This window comes from Promicromonospora kroppenstedtii DSM 19349 (genome assembly GCF_000515355.1).
GTDB lineage: Bacteria > Actinomycetota > Actinomycetes > Actinomycetales > Cellulomonadaceae > Promicromonospora > Promicromonospora kroppenstedtii.
This window is the reverse complement of the sequence record NZ_KI911627.1, coordinates 14,907-15,717: the sequence shown is the minus strand read 5'-3', so window position 1 is coordinate 15,717 and position 811 is coordinate 14,907. Positions and strand designations below refer to the sequence as shown.

Genomic DNA, 811 nt, shown 5'->3' with positions numbered 1-811 from the left:
GGCCGCCGCCAGGGCGGCGGCCGCGAGACGCTTCTTGGCACGGATCATGGTGTTCTCCTTCGAGAAGGTCGGAGTCATGAACGCGACCGCACTCGGCGGTCACTGCGTACGACGAGGCCGGAGGGCGAAAGGTTCACCCGATTCGGGTGAATGTCCGTCGCCGCCCTCGCCTTTCGTACCCTCCCGGCCCGACGTCGCCGGTCAGCGCGGGCGCAACCCGGTCCTCGCGGTTACTTTGAAAAGACGGATCGGGCATTCCACCGGTGCGTTCCGAACCATCGGATGGCCGTCGAGAACGGGGCGAGTCATGGATTTCTGGGATTTCTTCTGGCTGATGGTCTACAGCTTCTTCTTCGTGGCGTACCTGATGGTGCTGTTCCAGATCATCGCGGACCTCTTCCGCGACCACGAGCTCTCCGGCTGGTGGAAGGCGCTGTGGATCATCTTCCTCATCTTCCTGCCGGTCCTCACCGCGCTCGTCTACCTCATCGCCCGCGGGCGGGGCATGGCCGAGCGGCACGCCGAGGGGATGGCGCAGGCGCAGAAGGCGACCGAGACCTACATCCGCGAGGTCGCGACGGGTCCCTCGCCGGCCGACCAGATCGCGAGCGCCAAGGCGCTGCTCGACGCGGGCACCATCTCGCCGGCGGAGTTCGAGCGGTTGAAGTCCAAGGCGCTCGTCTGAGGCAGGAACCGTGAACGACGCCGGACCGCCCGGCCCGCCCCACGCGGCGGACCCGGCCGCCCGGCTGGCCGCCCTGGAGCGAGAGAACGAAGAGCTCCGCAGGCGGCTGGCCGGGGTGGCCGGGGC

General features: G+C 68.4%; 1 protein-coding gene. It reads left to right on the top strand.

Annotated elements, in window-relative coordinates:
- Positions 1 to 307: 307 nt before the first annotated feature.
- Complete coding sequence (locus PROKR_RS05940) at positions 308 to 685, top strand: SHOCT domain-containing protein (protein ID WP_036960615.1); 378 nt, start codon at positions 308 to 310, stop codon at positions 683 to 685.
- Positions 686 to 811 lie beyond the last annotated feature (126 nt).